We start from the raw sequence: 17,164 nt of genomic DNA on the forward strand, positions 1-17,164 counted from the left end.
GACGATTTGTGCGAACTCGCCGTGACGAGAATCGGTAGCCACATTTTTGTCGCTATTTTTTTTGCCGACGAAACGATCAGCGAAAATTGTTCAGGCTTTTTCACGTCGTAACGGAAATCGACGAGAACCAATCCCGTGATGCCTTTTATTTTGACGGTACGCAACGCGAAATAAATTGGATTTCCACTCGATCCGACCTGTCGATATACGGCATAATTGAAATTCTTGGAATAAAACCGCCATTTCAAAAACGATTCGTCTCGCGCAAATTCGATAAGATTTTCGTTATAAGGCGATTCGGAGTTCCAGAGTTCATCCAACGAAATACGTTCAAAAAGGGATTCGCCTTTCCCGATGATTTTCGGATAGGATCCGGACTTCAGATTCGTCGCACGCAACAAACCGAACGGCAAAAAAAACGGATGTATTATTTTCACGTACTTTTTTAAGTAACCGATCACGTTGTAGCCCAGCATCTTCTGCAACTTGAGCGCCTTCTCTCCCAGTCCGGCAGCGAAAACGTTCGGTTTGTTGGCTTTTACATATTGCAGAATGTGTACGCCGACCAAATCGTTCCGGCGTTCGGGAACCACGAAAAAATCGAATCCCCATTCTGATGACGCGCGGTTTCCATCAAAGAAAAAATCGGTTTTATGATATAAAGCCTGGCCGATCAACTTTCCGTCATCATCGGTTGCGACGACGTTTCCCGACGTATCGCTTTTCGGGTTCATCGGATTGAAATATCGGAAATCCGTGAGCTTCCGATTCAATTCGCCACGCTCTGGAAATATCGTTTCGTTGAATGCGATGAATTTCTTGTCCTCTTCGCGATTTTGGAAATGTACGTTCATGATCCCGGATTCGGCAGCGCCAGTTTTTTGGGTTTGCTTCGTTTCATGCGCAGGAAAAAGTAGGCCGCAATCCCGAACGGAATCGCGAGAAACGTATAGATTTTTTTGGGCGATTCGGCGAGGAAATTCCAATTTTTACTGATGATCGACGTCGCGACGTAATGGATCGCGCTCTTGAATTTGATCTTCACGAACGGAATATAACGCATCTCGATCTTGCGCGAGTACGAAAAACCTTTCGGATGCCTGAAATACTGGGCGTAAATGTTAACCGTCGAACCGTCCTGCTGGTAATCGACGATACAAAACACATCGTTATAGCACAGCAATTTGTAGTCAGCGTCGACCAGATACGGGAAATACAAGGGAACGAAGCGTTCGTCGGGAAAAACTGGATACGGATCGTACCTCTTGACGACTTCAGTTCGGTACACCAATTTCTTATCGCAGAACACGCCGTAACGCGGGCCGAGTTCGCCGTACGTACATTCTTTGAGGCCTTCGGGAAATTGGGTCCCGATGATGCCGCCTGAGACCGCTTCGTCGAGGCCGATCATGCCGCCGTATTTATCGCTTCCGTCTTTTCTCCAACGCGAAAGCATGAGTTCGATGCCGTTGTCGGGCAGGAAATCGTCGGAATCGACACATACGTTAAGTTCCGTTTCGATCAGGCTGTATGCGGCGTTATGGCCCGTGTGCATGCCGCCGTTCTCTTTGTAATGGTATTTGATGTCGATCTTGGCGTCTGAAATCCATCCCTGCATGAGTTCGCGCGTGGTATCCTGCGACCCGTCGTCGATGACGAGCCATTCGAAATCGCGATCGGTCTGCCGCAACAAACTTTCATACAAAATGGGCAGGCAATATGCCCGGTTATAGGTCGGCGTAAAAACGGTAATTGATTTCATAAATAGGTTGCCTACAGCATCGACATTACGTAAGTGAATAAAAAGAATACAAATATAACGCGCGCCACGACGACATGCTGATTGTCGTAGAATCGGTTTTTGAGCAACGGATAAACAATCACGATACCCATAATAAACCACGACAAATAAGCGAATCGGTTTGAAAATGGCGTACGGATGACCAAAATCCAGAACGAGTTCGTGATCAGGTACGTGCCTAAAATGCGATCGTAAACGTAATCCTCATAGCCTTTCTTATTTTTAAAGAACCATCCGGCCGCGACGGCCGAGGCGCTGAACAGAAGGAAATCCCATCGGAAACCGGTTCGGCCGACGGCGACCTCGAACTCATCGACTTCACCCGACATGTAATTTGAAATACGCTCGTCCTCGATGAGCCCGAAACCTGAAAACACGCCTTCGAAAAACCCGCCCAGCGCGAGCGAAAGCAGTATCGCGAAAAACCAGGCCGCGATGAGCCAATTCGTATGCCTGAAATAAGCTGTGACGACATAAGCCGCGATCACTAGCGCCATCGATTTATGGAACGCCAATGCGATGAGGAACAAGATGATCGAAAGCGCTTTTCGATCGGCATACGCGATGGCCACCAATACGAACGATGTCGCGATACCGCTTCGGATCCCATTCACGCCCGCGCTCCAAAACGTGAACGACATGACCAACATCATGAACGCGTAAAACCAATAATCCTTGAAGATCTTGCGACAAAAAAAGTACATCGGCAAAACATACAGGATGGCGCACAAAAAGAAAAACGTCGCGACCGACATGATGCCTGACGACCATTTCATGAAATATTCGAAGTAAACGTCTTTGTTTATCGGGATTTCCCCGCCTTCGACGTAGACCGCGAAACTCTCGGCGTAGGTGCGCATGTCGATGAAATATTTCCCGCTGATCGGCCTTGTCCCAATATAAACGATCGTGAAAATGAGTAGCGCGATGCCGACCGCATTTTTGGATTTCAGGTTTTTTTGGTCGAGCCAATCCGTGCGGTTCGCCTGTAAATGGATAGACAGCGCGATGAGCAACAACAAATTGAGGTACAGCGTAAAATAATATTCCAAAGGAACCAATGTATTCACAGTTTTGCCTTTAGAAAAATTAAACCCATTACTTTTTCGCCCATATCGTGTCGTGAAAATGCCGTACCGCGTTTTTCAGGTATGGCAAATTTAAGGTATTTTCGTTGGCCGCAATGGCTCGTTTGCTACTTCTTGCGTCCGAGCGATCTAATCGAGTCGCATAATTTTGCGGTAAATGCCTCACTTCCGATCTCGTCAAGATGGACGCCGTCGAAACTCGCGTAGGTGTTGAGCATCTTCGTGAAATTCAAGTAGGGCACGTTCTCGCGCATCGCGATAGCTTCCATGTCGCTGTCAAAACCCGGACGCAATCGATGCTCGAGCGCGAAAATGTTAGCGCTTACGGGCATCCTGACGACGACGACTTCGCCGTGACGTTTGAGCATCTCGATGGTTTCACCCAATTTCTCGAGCCTGTATGGAGCGACCTTGTAGCGTCGGCCTAAGTCGGAATACAATTTTACCTGTCCTTTTTCAAGCGATGCGCGTACGGACGGGTCGTTCGGCACGCTTCGTTCCTCGAACCAACCGTCGTCGTGGGCTTTACCGCCTCGCGTAAAAAGCGTGCTGTAGTGCGCGTATTCGGAGTTCTTGAAGAAATGTTCGGGGTTGAATTTCACCGACGGAAATCTCATGTTGTGAGGCGGCACGTTCGATTCGAAGAATTTCCCGTTCTCGAAATCGTCTCCGTCGCGCTTCAAAAACATGTACGGATTCACCGACAGGATAAAAAGCCCGTTTTTGGCATTGGGATCGAGTTTGCGTTTGATGCTTTGCAGGTAACATTCGCCGTATGTCGCTTGCGCGATCGTGAAACTGTAATTGAACATCGGGAGATCGAAATCGCTCGAAAGTTTTTGATTTACCACCGACGGACGAATGCCTTCGACGCTTCTCGAATCCCCGATAATCATCGATTTTTGGGCCGACGACGAAAACTTCGGATAATAATAATCGACATAACCGCCCGCGAATTCGAGCAACAGCATGATCGTGGCCGTGACCAAAACCGCGAAAACCGCTAATTTAAGTACGAACTTTTTCATCAGAATTGGAAATATATGAAGGAATCAGACGTGGCCGCGAAAAACAAGATCAGCAGGAACACGAAAAAGTAAATGCACCAGCGAACCCACGAAATCCTGATGTGCGCGATATCGAGACCATGCGGTTTCCTGCGCTGCATCCATTCGACGACGATCAGAATCAAAATGAACAAAAACGGTTTCAAACTGACTTCAGGCTTGGCATACGATGTCACTTCGAACAGTCGACCGATATACGAAACGGCATCGTGCACGTTGTCGGCCCTGAAAAATATCCACGCCAACACCGTGATCGCGAACGTGATGAGCATTTGGAAAACCTCGGTAACCGACGGAAAAATCGAATTTTCGGCAACGATGTTCGTGTTCTTCCTGTTCAATTTGAAAATCACGAGCGGCATGATGTACAACGCGTTCAAAGCGCCCCAGACGATAAACGTCCAATTCGCGCCGTGCCAGAATCCGCTGACCAGGAAAATGATGAACGTGTTGCGGACCTGCATCTTGAGGCCGCCTTTGCTGCCGCCCAGCGGAATGTATAAATAATCGCGGAACCACGTCGAAAGCGAAATGTGCCAACGTCTCCAGAACTCGGCTATGTCGCGCGAGAAATACGGATACGCGAAATTCCGCAGCAATTCAACGCCGAACAATCGCGCCGTTCCCAACGCAATGTTCGAATACCCTGAAAAATCACCGTAAATCTGGAACGCGAAAAAAACCGCACCGATCGCGAGCGATGTCGGGTTCATCGTGTCCTGGCTGTTGAAGACCTGGTTCACGACCTCGGCGCAATTGTCGGCGACGACGGTCTTCATGAACAATCCCCAAAGGATTTGGCGCAAACCATCGACGGCTTGTGAATATTTGAAGTCGCGTTTGCGTTGGATCTGCGGCAATAAATGCGTGGCACGTTCGATCGGACCCGCGACCAAAAGCGGGAAAAAACTCACGAACACCGAATAATCGATAAAGTTGCGTTCGGGTTTTATCTTGTCGTTATAAATGTCGATCACGTACGAAAGGCCGTGGAATGTGTAGAATGAGATTCCGACTGGCAAGATGACGTCGAGCGTCGTCGCGTGCACCGTAAATCCGAATTCCGACAACATTTCGGCGAACGATTCGGCAAAGAAATTATAGTATTTGAAAACGCCTAGGAATCCGAGATTGATGACGATGCTGAGCCAGAACCAAAATTTCTTTCCGGTCTTAGTCGGCGCGTCGAACATTTTCAGACCCGTAAAATAATCGAGTCCCGTCGAGAAAACGAGCAGGAATAGGAAGCGCCAATCCCAGCATGCGTAGAAAAAGTAACTCGCCACGAGCAGCAATACGTTCTGTGCCTTCGTGCTTTTGCCGAATACGAACCAATGCAGCGCGAAAACCACGGGCAAAAAGAACAGGAAGTCGAACGAGTTGAAGATCATTTGGCGGCAATTGTATTTTTAAGCAGTTCGTCCCAACGAGCCATGATGGCCGCGGCATTGAAACGCTTCACGTTTTGTTTGGCGCGCTGGCTCATTCGGGCGCGTTCTTCGTCGTTTTGCATAAGTTCGAGCAAGGCGTCCGATAATGCTTTCACGTCTTCACTCGGCACCAAAATTCCGTCCTCGCCTGCCGTAATAATATGTCGCGGCCCCGATTCGCAATCGAACGAAACGATCGGCAGACCATTTGACAGGGCTTCGAGCAACGCCATCGGAAATGTTTCGACCTGCGAACTCAATGCGTAAATCGAGGATTCGGCGAGTTTTTTTGCGGGTTCCGACGTCGCTCCGGGCAAATGTACGGGATTGCGCCAGACGGTAGCGTTTTGTTGGCGTTCGAGTTTTTCGCGTTCGACACCATCTCCGAAAATGAATAATTCCCAGCCTTCGATTTTTTCATCGAGCAATTTCCACGCATCGAGCAACCGATCATACCGTTTTTCATAGCTCAAACGACCGAGCGTAACCACCGATTTTTTTCGGGTTTCGACCGGTTGCGGTAACGAATCGTCGTAAAAATTTGGGATGACGATGCCGTTTTTGCGGTTGAAAAGCGAAAGTTCCGTCGGATTCAGGTACACGATTTTCGAGTAACGATTTTCAGCGAAGCGCGTGATCGCGTCCAGAATTCTCGTCTTGATTCTATATATAGCCGGTTGGGCGTCGTAATTGTTTTTGAAACCGCGCCACGACGTGTGCAATTCGTAGAACGCGGGAATTTTTCCGGCGGCGAAAGGCGTTATGATGTTCGGCAGCCGTTGCGACAACACGAAAACGCCGTCCGGATTATAGTCGGAAATCGTTGCTTTCAGTTTTTTATAATGTTGCGAAAATCGTTTGAAATTGCGCGGATGATACAAACTGCCGTCGGGATAATCGATGCCGAGATCGATGTGTTTTACCTTATTGCTCAATTTAAAAAACGGTGCCTTCCCAAATTGGGACGACGTGACGACCATGACGTCATACTCGAAAACGTCCGCCCAGTAGTTGAGCTTTTGGGTCAGGATTTTTTCGGCTCCCCCAAAAAGATACAATTGGTCGGTCACATATAAGATCCTCATGGCGCTTTCTTTTTCGCGATAGCGTCGCGGATTGCCTTCAAACCTAAAACAGTGATCACCGAACTCACGAAACCGACGCCAAAAACGGCCATGAGTTTGCGCTTCAAATTGGGTAAAAACGTGGTTTTCGCACCGACCCAGGACATCGCGAAATGATGGATCGCGTAGGTATTTTCCGTTTTTTCGACGATTCCCGTTCCATGGTCTTTGGCGCAGAAAAAGTCTTTCGGAAATATGAAAAGTTTTGATTCGTCCCGCAAATCGGAGGCGAAGATTTCAGTTTTCGACGCTTCTACGATCTCGCGGTTTTGTTCGATCTGTTGGTTCATGATGCGCGGCAGCGTCAGGATGTCGAACGTGCCGTCGGGTTTTATGAACTCGCGGTTGTCGTAATATTTCAGGCAATCGCCCAACCAGGTTTGTCCCGCTTCGGCCCCGAAAATTCCGGCTTCGATGTTCGAATGTCCTTCCGATCCGATGAAATATGGCAAGCGTAACAGATCGTCGAACGGTTTTACGACTTCGATGTCGGTGTCGAGATAAATCCCGCCCTGGGTGTAAACGGCGTAAAGTCGGATAAAATCGGCGGCGAACGCGTATTTTTTTGCCTCGAACGCCTGCTTTACCCAAAGGTTGTTTTGTATGTTGAAACGGTTCGCGTCCCAAAGCACGAATTCGTAGTCGGGCAGTTTCTCGCTCCAACCTGAGATGCATTTCGCGATCAATTCGGGAAACGGATCGCCGCTGAGCCAACAGTAATGTATTTTTTTCGGGATCATCTCGCGCCGTATTTTTTTATGGAATCGCACAAATCTTTCGTGAAGATCGCGCCCGATTCGTTGCCCAAATGTACGCCGTCGTAACTGTCGTACTTTGAATTTACCGAGAAATCGAAATAAAGCGCTTTCCTGTTTTTGGCGATGTCGTTCATGTGTTGATTGAAAACCGGCCAGAATTTGGTCTCGATTTCGGTGATCTTATCCTGCTGTGGCATACGCACGAGAACGACTTTTCCGCGCTTTGACAAGTAGTCGACGAGGCTGTCGAAACTCTCGAGTCGATAGCCCGACGGCTCGTACTTCAACGCCGTTTTCTCGTAATTCACGATCTTTTCGAGTTTGAGTTTTTCGAGGCTTTTCGCGTCGGTCGGGATGTTGTCTTCCTGCATCCAGCCGTCGTCGTGGGTTTTCGACAAGCGGCGGAAAATCGCCTTGAAATGGAATGAATCGTAGTTTTTGACGAGATATTCGAAATTGGGCGCGCCGTTCGGGTTCCACATGTTGTGCGGCAATTGGTCCTGTTCGAAAAATTTGTGCTTTTGTTCGTCGTCCTCGGGATGTTTCGACATTTCGAACGGGCTTACCGACAGGATGAACAGGCCGTTTTTGGTGTCGGGATCGACCTTGCGGCGGATGCTTCGGAAATAATGCTCGCCGTACGCCGCCTGAAAAACCGTGAACGCGTAGTTCAAAATCGGCATTTGGTAGGATTTATCGGCTTTGAAATAATCGTTGATGACCGACGGTTGGATGCCTTGCATCGGTTTGGAATCTCCGATGATCAACGAGGTTTGCTTGGGCGAGGCGACCTTCGGGTAATAATAATCGACATAACCGCCGTATTTCCCAAGCACGAAGGCCATGATCGCCGTGATGACAGCAACGAAAAGCGCGAGTTTTAGGAAAAATGACTTCATCTAGAAATTGAAATAAATGAAACGGTTGTTGACGACGCCAAGGAAAATCACGAGCAGCAGCACGAAAAGATACGAGGTGAAACGCACGGCAAAAAATCGGTTTTCAAAAAATCGGAGTTTGGTCGGGAAGTATTCGTCGCGAAAATCCGATGCGAAAAGCAAACCCAATCCGAATGCGGCCAGCGTCAGCGTCGGCATGTCGAGAAACGGCATTCCGTGGTCGGTGAACAATTTGGCGATGATCGTCGCGGCGTCCGAAAGGTTGTCGGCACGTCCGAAAATCTGCGAAAACGCGAACAAACCAAAGATGAAAATACAACAGACGAATATGAAAAATGGCTTTCCCGACAAATTATATCTCTCGCGAAATTCCTTGCGGTTCTTCGCCGTGAGCGCTTCAATGCTCAGGAAAATGCCCTGCATCAAACCCCAGATTACATAAGTCATTCTCGCGCCGTGCCAGATTCCGCTGATCAGGAACGCGAGCAGCAACGCGTAGACGATTCCCCATTTTCCGCGTTTGCGCAGCGAGAAAGAAATCGGTGTGTAAATGTAATCGGTGATCCAGGTGATCAGTGAAATGTGCCAGCGACGCCAGAGTTCGGCCATGGAAATAGAAAAAAACGGTCGGCGGAAATTCTGCATCACGTCAAATCCCATGATTTTCGCACAACCGATCGCGATCAACGAATAACCGCCCAAATCGGCGTAAACCTGAAACGGATATAAAATCGTCGTGAGCGTAAACGTCGTGCCGTTGTGGATCGAAATATCCTTGAAAACCTCGTCGATGTAAATCCCGATGCGGTCGGCCACGACGAGTTTCATGAAAAATCCCCACAACATCCATTTCAAGCCCTGGCTCAAGTTCGCGGGATCCAATTTCGCGGGCGAGTGGAATTGCGGCAACATGTTTTTTCCGCGTTCGATCGGGCCTGAAAGCACGAGTGGAAAAAAGCTGATGAACAAAGCCAAAATCCCGAGGTTTTTCTCGGCCTCGATCTCCTCGTTGTACACGTCGACCGTGTAGCCGATTGCCATGAACGTGTAAAAAGAAATCCCGACTGGCATCAGAAGCGAAATCTCGGGCAACGTATATCGCACGTTCATCGCGGTCAACACGTCGAAAACGCCTTGGTTGATCGCAGGGAAATACTTGAAGAACAGCAGCGGAAGCAAAATTAGGACGACGTTCGCCCACAACAGTTTATTGCGTTTGGCATCGTCGTCGGCGCTTTGGATCCGGTTCGTAAAAAACCACGTCGAAAGCGTGATTCCCGCAGTCAACAACGCGAAAACCGGCTTGAGATTTATGTAAAAATAATAACTGGCCACGAGCAGAAGCAACCAGCGGAACCGCGCGGGCGTCGCGTAGAACAGCACGCAAACCACGGGGAAGAAAATAAAGAAATGTAAGGACGTAAAAGTCATTTACATAGGTTGCGTTACAGTTTGGATGCGATCACATCGATCATGTCGCCTACGTTTTTCATCTTGTTGAGCTCGCGCAATTTGAACGTGATGCCGAAAGTTTTCTCTACTTCCGAGATCAGGATCATGTGCGAAAGCGAATCCCAATTGTCGACGTCGTTGGCCGACAGCGATTCGGTCACCTCGAGGTTCTCATTGTTGAACACGCTTTTAAAAACGGGCGCGAGTTTTTGTGCGATGGCGTTGTTTTCCATGGTATTATTTGGTGTAAATATAATCTTTTGTGCCGTTGGGTCTGCTGCCCAAAAGCGTGTGGATGCGCTTCACTTTTTGGTTTTGCGTATCGACCCACAAATAACTGTACGCAATATTTTGTTCCTTGAGCCAATCGTACATCTGGAGCAGCAAAAACAGTCCGTTGCTTCCCAAATCGACCCAATAGTTGAAATAACATTTTTTGCCCTGGACGGTGAAAATGAAAATCCCGCAAATCTCGTCATTTTCGTAATTGACTAGCACTTGGTTGTTTGCGATGAACTTCGCGATCGTTTCGTCGCTGGGCAAGTGATCGGCGAATGTGTCGAGTTGGTCGTACAGCAAGAACTTGACGCGTTCCAAATCTTTTCCTGACGCAAATTCGGCGCGAAAAACATCGTTCCCGCGGAATTCATGATTTTCATACACCTCGTAAACGCGATACGGTTTGAAACCCGACTTTTCCAGAACAGGCTCGAAAGCCGCGATTCCATCTTTCGACGGAATGTTGATCACGGTCGTCGTTTCGATTCTTGAAAGTTCCGAAGTCAAATCCCCGACATCGTTCGTCAGGAAATAAACGCGTGAAAAACCGACTTCATCCTTTTTGAGCAGGATCGATTTTTCGGTTTTCAGGTATTCGAAACCATCGACGTCGGCGTTGAAATAATTCGAAAGTGCTACGCCATTGTCGTAGATTTCCTCAATGCCGTCCTCAATCTCATCTACCGATGCTTTCCGGAATCCGTTCATTCGAAATTCACTATCGTTGCGCCCATTGAAAGCCCGACGCCAAAACCCGCGAGCAGTACTTTATTTCCAGGATTGATCTTGTTTTCCAAAGCCGCGCGTTTTATCGCAATCGGAATCGTCGATGAAACCGTATTCCCGACATCGCCGATCGAAACGAAGAATTTTTCCTCAGGAATCTTGCAGCGTTTGCGCATATAATCGAGCATGTACGCGTTCGCCTGATGGAAAATGTACAAATCGGGATCGTTGACTTCCATGTCGTTCTGGGCGAGCAATCGGTTCACCATCGGCGGAACTTCGAGGGCCGTGAACTGGAAAATTTCCTTTCCGTTCATGTACAGATAATCGTCGTTGCGGATGAAATCGCCTTCGTCGTTGAGTTGGTCTTCCTGCTTCGTCTTGTCTTGTTTGATGCCGCTGTTCTTGACGATCAAATGGCCTGCGCCTCCGCCGTCGGTACCGTACACGAAATTCGTGATCACCGCTTTGAACGTTTCATCTGAAGGTTTCGACGTTATCAATGAAACCGAAGCGCCGTCCCCGAAGATCGTCTTGTTCGACTTGTCGCGGTCGTGGATCAGTTTCGTATACGTTTCAGACGTCACGAGCAATACGTTCTTCGCCTGACCCGTTTCGATCAACCCTTTCGCCAGGCCCAATCCATAGATGTAGCCCGAGCATCCGAGGTTGAAATCGAGCGCGCCGCACGTCGTCGGTAATCCGATCCTGTCCTGTAAAATGCAGGCCGTCGTCGGCAACAGATAATCGGGGCTTTGGGTGCAGAAAAGCAGGAAATCGATGTCTTGTTTTTCGATCGGATGTTCCGAGAAGAATTTCTCGAGTGCCGAAATCGCCATGTCGCTCGAGAATTCGTCGTCGGCTGAAATATGTCGTTCGAAAATCCCCGTTTTTTGGGAAATCTTATCGACCGACCATTCGGGATGAAGTCGCGAAAGTTCGGCGTTGTCGAGGATCGCTTCGGGCAAATAATACGATATTCCGTTCAGATACGCTTTCATCATGCGGTGCGTGAAGTGACCAAGTCGAACAATTGTTGGATGGTTTTCTGGTTGCGATAATCGGCTTCGGTGATGTCGTAACCGAATTCGTCCTTGATCATTACCATTATCGTCATTCCCGTGAGCGAATCGTAGGATCCGAAATCGCGGAAATTATCGTCGAACCCCAAATCGTCGACCGGATCGAGGAATTGTTCTTTTACTTTTTCGATGAATTCAGCCTTATCCATTTGTGGTGTTTATTTCGTTAATCATTAGTTTGAGCGTCTTCCTATCGACTTTGTCGTTCGAATTCAGCGGAAATTGCGCAAGCGGTATGATGCGCGTCGGCACCATGTACGGCGGCAGTTTCGCCTTGAGCGCGATCGTGACGTCGGTCGGGTCGATTTGCTCGGTTTCTATGTAGAGCGCAATTTCAGTATTGTTGAGCGCGTTCGTGAAATCGGTCGCGACGGCATTTTTCCCGTTCAGGAAGTTGCGCGCGTGGTGTTCGATTTCGCCAAGCTCGATGCGATATCCCTGGATTTTTACTTGGTAATCCTTGCGTCCGGCGTACATCAAATCGCCGTCGGCATCGAAGTAACACAAATCGCCCGTGTGATAGAAACGCTCGGTTTTGCCATCGTGCCCGAGTTCAAAAAACGACTCGGCGTTCTTCTCGGCATTCTGCCAATATCCGGGCGTGAGTTGCGCACCGGCGACGCACAATTCGCCTTTTTCGCCTTTTGGAACTTCTGTTTTATTTTCGTCGAGAATCAATGCGATCACGCCATCCATCGGTTTCCCGATAGACAACATGCCGTTGAGTTGCTTCGCGTTTTTGGTCGGGACTTTATAATAAGTGCAGTAAATCGTGGCTTCGGTCGGGCCGTAAAAGTCGAAGATCTCGGCATTCGGTAAGCAGTTTTGCCATTCTTCGACGAGTTCTTTTGGCGAGGCTTCGGCGGTCAGGATGCAGTAGCGCATCGAGGGCACGTTTATCTCGTCGAAATACGGCCGCAGGTAGCGAACCATCGATGGTGCCATCGCCCCGAACGTGAGTTCGTGGTCCTCGAAAAGCCCGAAAACGTAACTGTATTTTATCTCGTGGTGCGGAATCGTATACACGCAGGCGCCTTTCGTGAGCGGCGCGAGGAACGATTGGATGGAAACGTCGAACGTCAGGTCGAAACATTGCAAACACCTGTCGGCGCTTGAGAGTTCGATGCCCGATTTCCAGAACGAATCCATGAACGAACCGATGTTTTCGCGCGAAAGGGTCACGCCTTTCGGTTGGCCAGTGCTGCCCGACGTGAACAAAATGTAGGCGAGTTCGCAATCATCGGCATCGTTCGGTTCGAGTTGCAGACCTTCGAATTCGAGTTCCGATGTGGTGATCGTCTCAATTGGAAATTCCTCTTTTTTTACCGACGACAACACCAGATCGCTTTGGGTCTGGCCGATGATTTCTATGCTTCGGCCCAACGGTTGCGCCGGATGAAGCGGCACGTACGCCAAACCTTCGAGCCACAACGCGAAGATCGACGCATAGGTTTCGATGTCGTCATTGGCGACGAGCGCGACGATTTTCGAACCTGATTTCGCCGAAACCGCTTTTCTTATTTTTGAAACGTGTCGCGCAAGATCGGCATACGTGAAAAACGTCCCGTCGATGCAAAAAGCATTTTCGGCCGAATGTTCGACGACTGCTTTCAGGAACGGTTCAAGTATGGTTTTGCTGAACATTGCGGGGTTTTGCGGTAATTACAAAAGTACGTTTTTATATGCGTGGATTATCCTTTTTGGATGAATGCGCGGCATTTTTCCTTGAGTGGCTCGGCAAGCGCGTGGTGCTTTTCGAGATTCCTGACAATGGTGTCTTTGGTGATTTTCCCGTTGAGACCGAAATTCGTCGTAAACGAACCGTCTTTCGTGTTCACGTCGACGCGGTTGAACAGATCGAGAATGCCGTCGAATCGGCAGGAATCCACGAAACTGTCGAATCCGTTCACGAAAATCACAGGCGTTCCCATCGCGAGGCACGGCAAGGCGCAATGTATTCTCGAGGTGATGACGAGTTTGGCGCGTGCGTATTTTTTGAGGATTTCATCGGCCATCGCGAATTTTTGCTCGTCCGAATGCGTGTTCGCAGGCGGTTCCTGGTTGATAAACTTCGCGGTTTTGAGCAATTCGGCGTCGATGAAATTCGAGATGTGTTTTTTCTTTTTTCCGATCTTGAACAGGTTGCCGTTTTGGATGCTGCGCAGGAACCGTCGGTAATCATAGGTCACTTTTTCCCAGGACGAATAGCTGTACAGCGGATCGACGATGTAAATGTCATCGCCCCTTTCAGAATCGTCGACCTTGTAATTGTCGAGCGTCAGCGTCAGGCAACCTGAAAAATACGCGTCGATTCCTTTTGCTTTCAACGTATCGGCTGAAAATTGGTCGCGACAACCGATGGGTTCGTGTTTTTTCAGATACGCGATCCCTTTTTCACTCAACATGGCCGGAGCAGCTGTGTTGTTGACGTGGAACGATACGAAAAGCGGAACGATATCGTCGCTCGGCACCCAATTCGAGGCGTTGTGCGTGAACCAACCGTTCATGATGAGTTTGGTTTGTCCACCGTGATAATCGGCGAGCTTTTCGCGGTTGATCAATGCATCGACCTGCGGCAGATATTGCTTGGCGGCAAGGCTTTGCACGTTGTCACCGACGTTATAGAATTTCTTGTTTTCGACGTAGGAAAGTAGTCCGTATTTCATGTGGTATGTTAGGCCCGGCGGAATTTGAGATACCATTCGAACAGGCGCGGGAACTTGCTGATGATTATAAATTTAAACTTCTTGACGCGCGATTGCGACTCTACGTCTTTTTTGACGACCTCGTCGAGACGGAGCGCCGTAAAGGTAGCAATATTATTTTTTTCGGTTTCGGGGTTTTCGAGGAAAAACAGCTTGGTTGTCTGCCTCGATTTTTCCTGCAGGCAACGCCATTCGTACGCGACGCCTGTCGTCATCACGGGCTGGTTTTCAAAATTCGACGCGAGCAGATCATAAAAGTCCGACGGCATTTCAAAACCGTACTCGTTCGGGTTCTCGCCACAAAGCACAAATCCCAGCATCGTGCGCTGGCACTTGGGGCAACGGCTGCAGTTCTTGCCTTTTCGGGGTTCGTGATAGCAGACGCGCAGTTGGGCTTTGTGTCCTGTTTTATGCGCGAACGCGACGATATTCTCGATCTTCTCGGTGCGTCGGAACTGGAAACCATCGTGGATGACTTTCATGTCGGCCCATTTCACCTTTTCGTCGGTTTCCGATGTCGATCCCCAACCGAACGAGACTTCGCCCGTGTTCGACGACGCGATCAACACCGTCCTGATGCCGAAAATATGACTTAAAGGCGCGATCAGGCTGATGAGCGCCATGCCGTGCTGGACTTTTCCCCACCAACTCATGTCGGCGAGCAGGTCGACGTGATGCGTGTAAAACGTGCGCAGGTTGCTTTTTACGTATTGGACGCGGTCGTCATTTATGATTTCTTCCTCGGCATTGTAACGCTGGAATTCGTCCCAGCGTTTTTCATCGTCGAGCGAAACGTCAGCGCCCCAAACCGAAACGAGGAATGGATTCTCATCTATGTTGCGCGTCAGAGCTTCGAACGCATCGAGACCGCCGCTGAACAACAGCGCGGTTTGGTTTCCGTCGAGTTTGTTTCGGACCGAATTTTTGCAGATTACGTTGCTGTCGAATTTTATCTGCTTGAAGTGCGCGAAAAATTCCGATTTCAATGATTCGAGCGAATCCAGGAAGGTCGCGTCGGCTTCAGGGATTTCGATGTCAAAACCCGCGAACCATGAGATCGGCGTGAAATTCGCGAGGAATGGAATCACGGCGATGCCTGTCGGGATTTGGCTTACGTCGAGATCGTATTCGGCAAAGAAAACCTCATTCTTATTGAAATATTTCGACAACGCGCCATCGTACGAATAATCGTAAACGATGCGTTTTCCGTCATTTTCAAATCGCAGACCGTGTAGCCTAAGCATGTTTCGTGTTTTTAAGGAATGGAATCGCGTCGATGAAAATGCGTTTCTCGTCGGCGTTGATCGCGAATCGGAACATCAGAAACGCGTAAACCGCTCCGAACAAACCTATTTTGATGACGAGATTGAACCAACCGCTTCCCGGCAAGAAGTCGATTCCATATCCAATGGCCAAAATTACGAGAAACACGGGCAAAAGTCCACGCATGAGTTCTTTAAAAAACCGTAAAATTTGCAGCTTCAGGACGCGATTGTAATAGATGTTTACGAGAATTTGGCTCAGGATCCATCCGCCTGCCGAACCGTAAATGATTCCCGTCAATCCATAGAATCGCACGAGATAAGCGCCGATTCCGGTTCCGATGACGATCAGCGAAATGTACGTCACGGCCTTGAACGCAAACAGACTTCGCGCCTCGAGTATGGAATTCGCGAACGATTGTACGAGCGGCAACGTATACGAAAACATGATGATGATCGCGATCGTCCACGATTCGGCGTAATGTTCGCCTACCCAAAGGTTCACGAATTGTTGTCCGAAAATCAGGAATCCGCCAAAAATCATCAATAATGCGATCAGTGAAAAACGGCCGATGCGCGTCATCATGTCGGTGAGTTCGGCTCCCGATGCTTCGAGTACGGTCATTTTCGTGGCGCGCGGCAGGAAAACTCCTGAAATCGCGGTCGAGAATGCGCCGTAATACGTTCCCAATAAAATACCGACGCCGTAAATCCCGACGGCTATCGGCCCCGAAATCTTGCCCAGAATCAATTGGCCGGATTGCCATTGGAACTGGCCGACCATCGCGAAAATAAAAATCCAGATAGAATACCTGAAGATTTCCCTGACAAGCGATTTCTCGAAATGACGCAATGCGAAACGTGCCTTCAAAACCTTGACGACGTAATACACGTTGATTCCGATCGCGACCACGTTCACGATCGTATCGAGCACGACGAGCGCGACCGAATCACCGCCCCAAAGCAATAATCCGACGACCATTATCGACCGAACGATGTATTTCACGATGTTCATCGCACGTGGAAAAACGAAATGTTCGTACGCCGAACTGATGGCCGTGAAAGCGCCTCCGGGCAACGTGATCGCCAAATTGAAGATCAAAATCCCGAACATGATCTTGGCTTTTATCAATTCCTGGGGCGTGAGTTTGTCGAAAAAGGAGTCGAGGTTGAAGTACAATCCGACGCCGATGATCACGATCGCCATAGAAATCACCGCGTAAATGATCATCACCGTCGCCAAGAAATTGTTCTCGCCTTGCTTGTCCTGCTTGGCGCGATATTTTGAGACGAATCGGATGATGGTGTTGTTGAGCCCGAGATCTAGCACGCTGATATAGCCTATGAGCGAACCGATGAGCGTGTAAAGGCCGTATTCGGAATTACCGAGACATCGGATGATGAAAGGTGTGAGCAACAACCCGACCGCGTTGGTAAGGATGATCGTGACGTAAGACAGCGCGGCGCCTTTCTTGAGCTGGCTCATGCGGT

At 49.0% G+C, this 17,164-nt stretch carries 17 protein-coding genes; all 17 read right to left on the bottom strand.

Features of this window, described 5'->3' with window-relative positions; translation table 11 throughout:
• Positions 1-854, bottom strand: an 854-nt coding sequence (locus tag EOO50_RS13925; RefSeq protein WP_290840888.1) for a hypothetical protein, incomplete at its 3' end; no start/stop codon positions are given.
• On the bottom strand, positions 851-1,762 hold the full coding sequence (locus EOO50_RS13930; RefSeq protein WP_290840889.1) for a glycosyltransferase family 2 protein: 912 nt from the start codon (positions 1,760-1,762) through the stop codon (positions 851-853). The genes EOO50_RS13925 and EOO50_RS13930, both read right to left, overlap by 4 nt.
• Positions 1,763-1,773: 11 nt before the next feature.
• Positions 1,774-2,871, bottom strand: coding sequence for an EpsG family protein (locus tag EOO50_RS13935; RefSeq protein ID WP_290840890.1), 1,098 nt, complete (start codon positions 2,869-2,871; stop codon positions 1,774-1,776).
• Between the two features lie 125 nt (positions 2,872-2,996).
• Positions 2,997-3,917 (bottom strand): hypothetical protein, encoded by a 921-nt coding sequence (locus EOO50_RS13940; RefSeq protein ID WP_290840891.1) that lies wholly within the window; start codon positions 3,915-3,917, stop codon positions 2,997-2,999.
• Entirely contained in the window at positions 3,917-5,347 is a 1,431-nt protein-coding gene (locus EOO50_RS13945; protein ID WP_290840892.1) for an MBOAT family O-acyltransferase, read from the bottom strand. Before EOO50_RS13945 ends, EOO50_RS13940 begins: the two co-directional genes overlap by 1 nt.
• Positions 5,344-6,471, bottom strand: coding sequence for a glycosyltransferase family 4 protein (locus tag EOO50_RS13950; protein WP_290840893.1), 1,128 nt, complete (start codon positions 6,469-6,471; stop codon positions 5,344-5,346). The genes EOO50_RS13945 and EOO50_RS13950 overlap by 4 nt, the downstream gene beginning before the upstream one ends.
• Positions 6,468-7,307 carry a glycosyltransferase gene (locus tag EOO50_RS13955; protein WP_290840921.1) on the bottom strand — a complete coding sequence of 280 codons (840 nt, stop codon included), beginning with the start codon at positions 7,305-7,307 and terminating at the stop codon, positions 6,468-6,470. Before EOO50_RS13955 ends, EOO50_RS13950 begins: the two co-directional genes overlap by 4 nt.
• Complete coding sequence (locus EOO50_RS13960) at positions 7,247-8,167, bottom strand: hypothetical protein (protein WP_290840894.1); 921 nt, start codon at positions 8,165-8,167, stop codon at positions 7,247-7,249. The genes EOO50_RS13955 and EOO50_RS13960 overlap by 61 nt, the downstream gene beginning before the upstream one ends.
• Complete coding sequence (locus tag EOO50_RS13965; RefSeq protein ID WP_290840895.1) at positions 8,168-9,598, bottom strand: MBOAT family O-acyltransferase; 1,431 nt, start codon at positions 9,596-9,598, stop codon at positions 8,168-8,170. It lies immediately after the preceding gene.
• Between the two features lie 14 nt (positions 9,599-9,612).
• Positions 9,613-9,852 (bottom strand): acyl carrier protein, encoded by a 240-nt coding sequence (locus tag EOO50_RS13970; RefSeq protein ID WP_290840896.1) that lies wholly within the window; start codon positions 9,850-9,852, stop codon positions 9,613-9,615.
• 4 nt (positions 9,853-9,856) lie between these two features.
• Positions 9,857-10,606 carry a hypothetical protein gene (locus EOO50_RS13975; protein WP_290840897.1) on the bottom strand — a complete coding sequence of 250 codons (750 nt, stop codon included), beginning with the start codon at positions 10,604-10,606 and terminating at the stop codon, positions 9,857-9,859.
• Positions 10,603-11,628, bottom strand: coding sequence for a ketoacyl-ACP synthase III (locus EOO50_RS13980; RefSeq protein WP_290840898.1), 1,026 nt, complete (start codon positions 11,626-11,628; stop codon positions 10,603-10,605). Before EOO50_RS13980 ends, EOO50_RS13975 begins: the two co-directional genes overlap by 4 nt.
• Positions 11,625-11,855: an acyl carrier protein gene (locus EOO50_RS13985; protein ID WP_290840899.1), complete on the bottom strand. Its 231-nt coding sequence runs from the start codon at positions 11,853-11,855 to the stop codon at positions 11,625-11,627. Before EOO50_RS13985 ends, EOO50_RS13980 begins: the two co-directional genes overlap by 4 nt.
• Positions 11,848-13,350: an amino acid adenylation domain-containing protein gene (locus tag EOO50_RS13990; protein WP_290840900.1), complete on the bottom strand. Its 1,503-nt coding sequence runs from the start codon at positions 13,348-13,350 to the stop codon at positions 11,848-11,850. Before EOO50_RS13990 ends, EOO50_RS13985 begins: the two co-directional genes overlap by 8 nt.
• Positions 13,351-13,397: 47 nt before the next feature.
• Positions 13,398-14,372, bottom strand: a complete 975-nt coding sequence (locus EOO50_RS13995) for a polysaccharide pyruvyl transferase family protein (protein ID WP_290840901.1) — start codon at positions 14,370-14,372, stop codon at positions 13,398-13,400.
• 8 nt (positions 14,373-14,380) lie between these two features.
• Positions 14,381-15,655 carry a hypothetical protein gene (locus EOO50_RS14000; protein ID WP_290840902.1) on the bottom strand — a complete coding sequence of 425 codons (1,275 nt, stop codon included), beginning with the start codon at positions 15,653-15,655 and terminating at the stop codon, positions 14,381-14,383.
• Positions 15,648-17,159, bottom strand: coding sequence for an oligosaccharide flippase family protein (locus EOO50_RS14005; protein ID WP_290840903.1), 1,512 nt, complete (start codon positions 17,157-17,159; stop codon positions 15,648-15,650). The genes EOO50_RS14000 and EOO50_RS14005 overlap by 8 nt, the downstream gene beginning before the upstream one ends.
• Positions 17,160-17,164: the final 5 nt, after the last annotated feature.

It is taken from the genome of Flavobacterium sp. (assembly GCF_004211145.1).
Lineage (GTDB): Bacteria > Bacteroidota > Bacteroidia > Flavobacteriales > Flavobacteriaceae > Flavobacterium.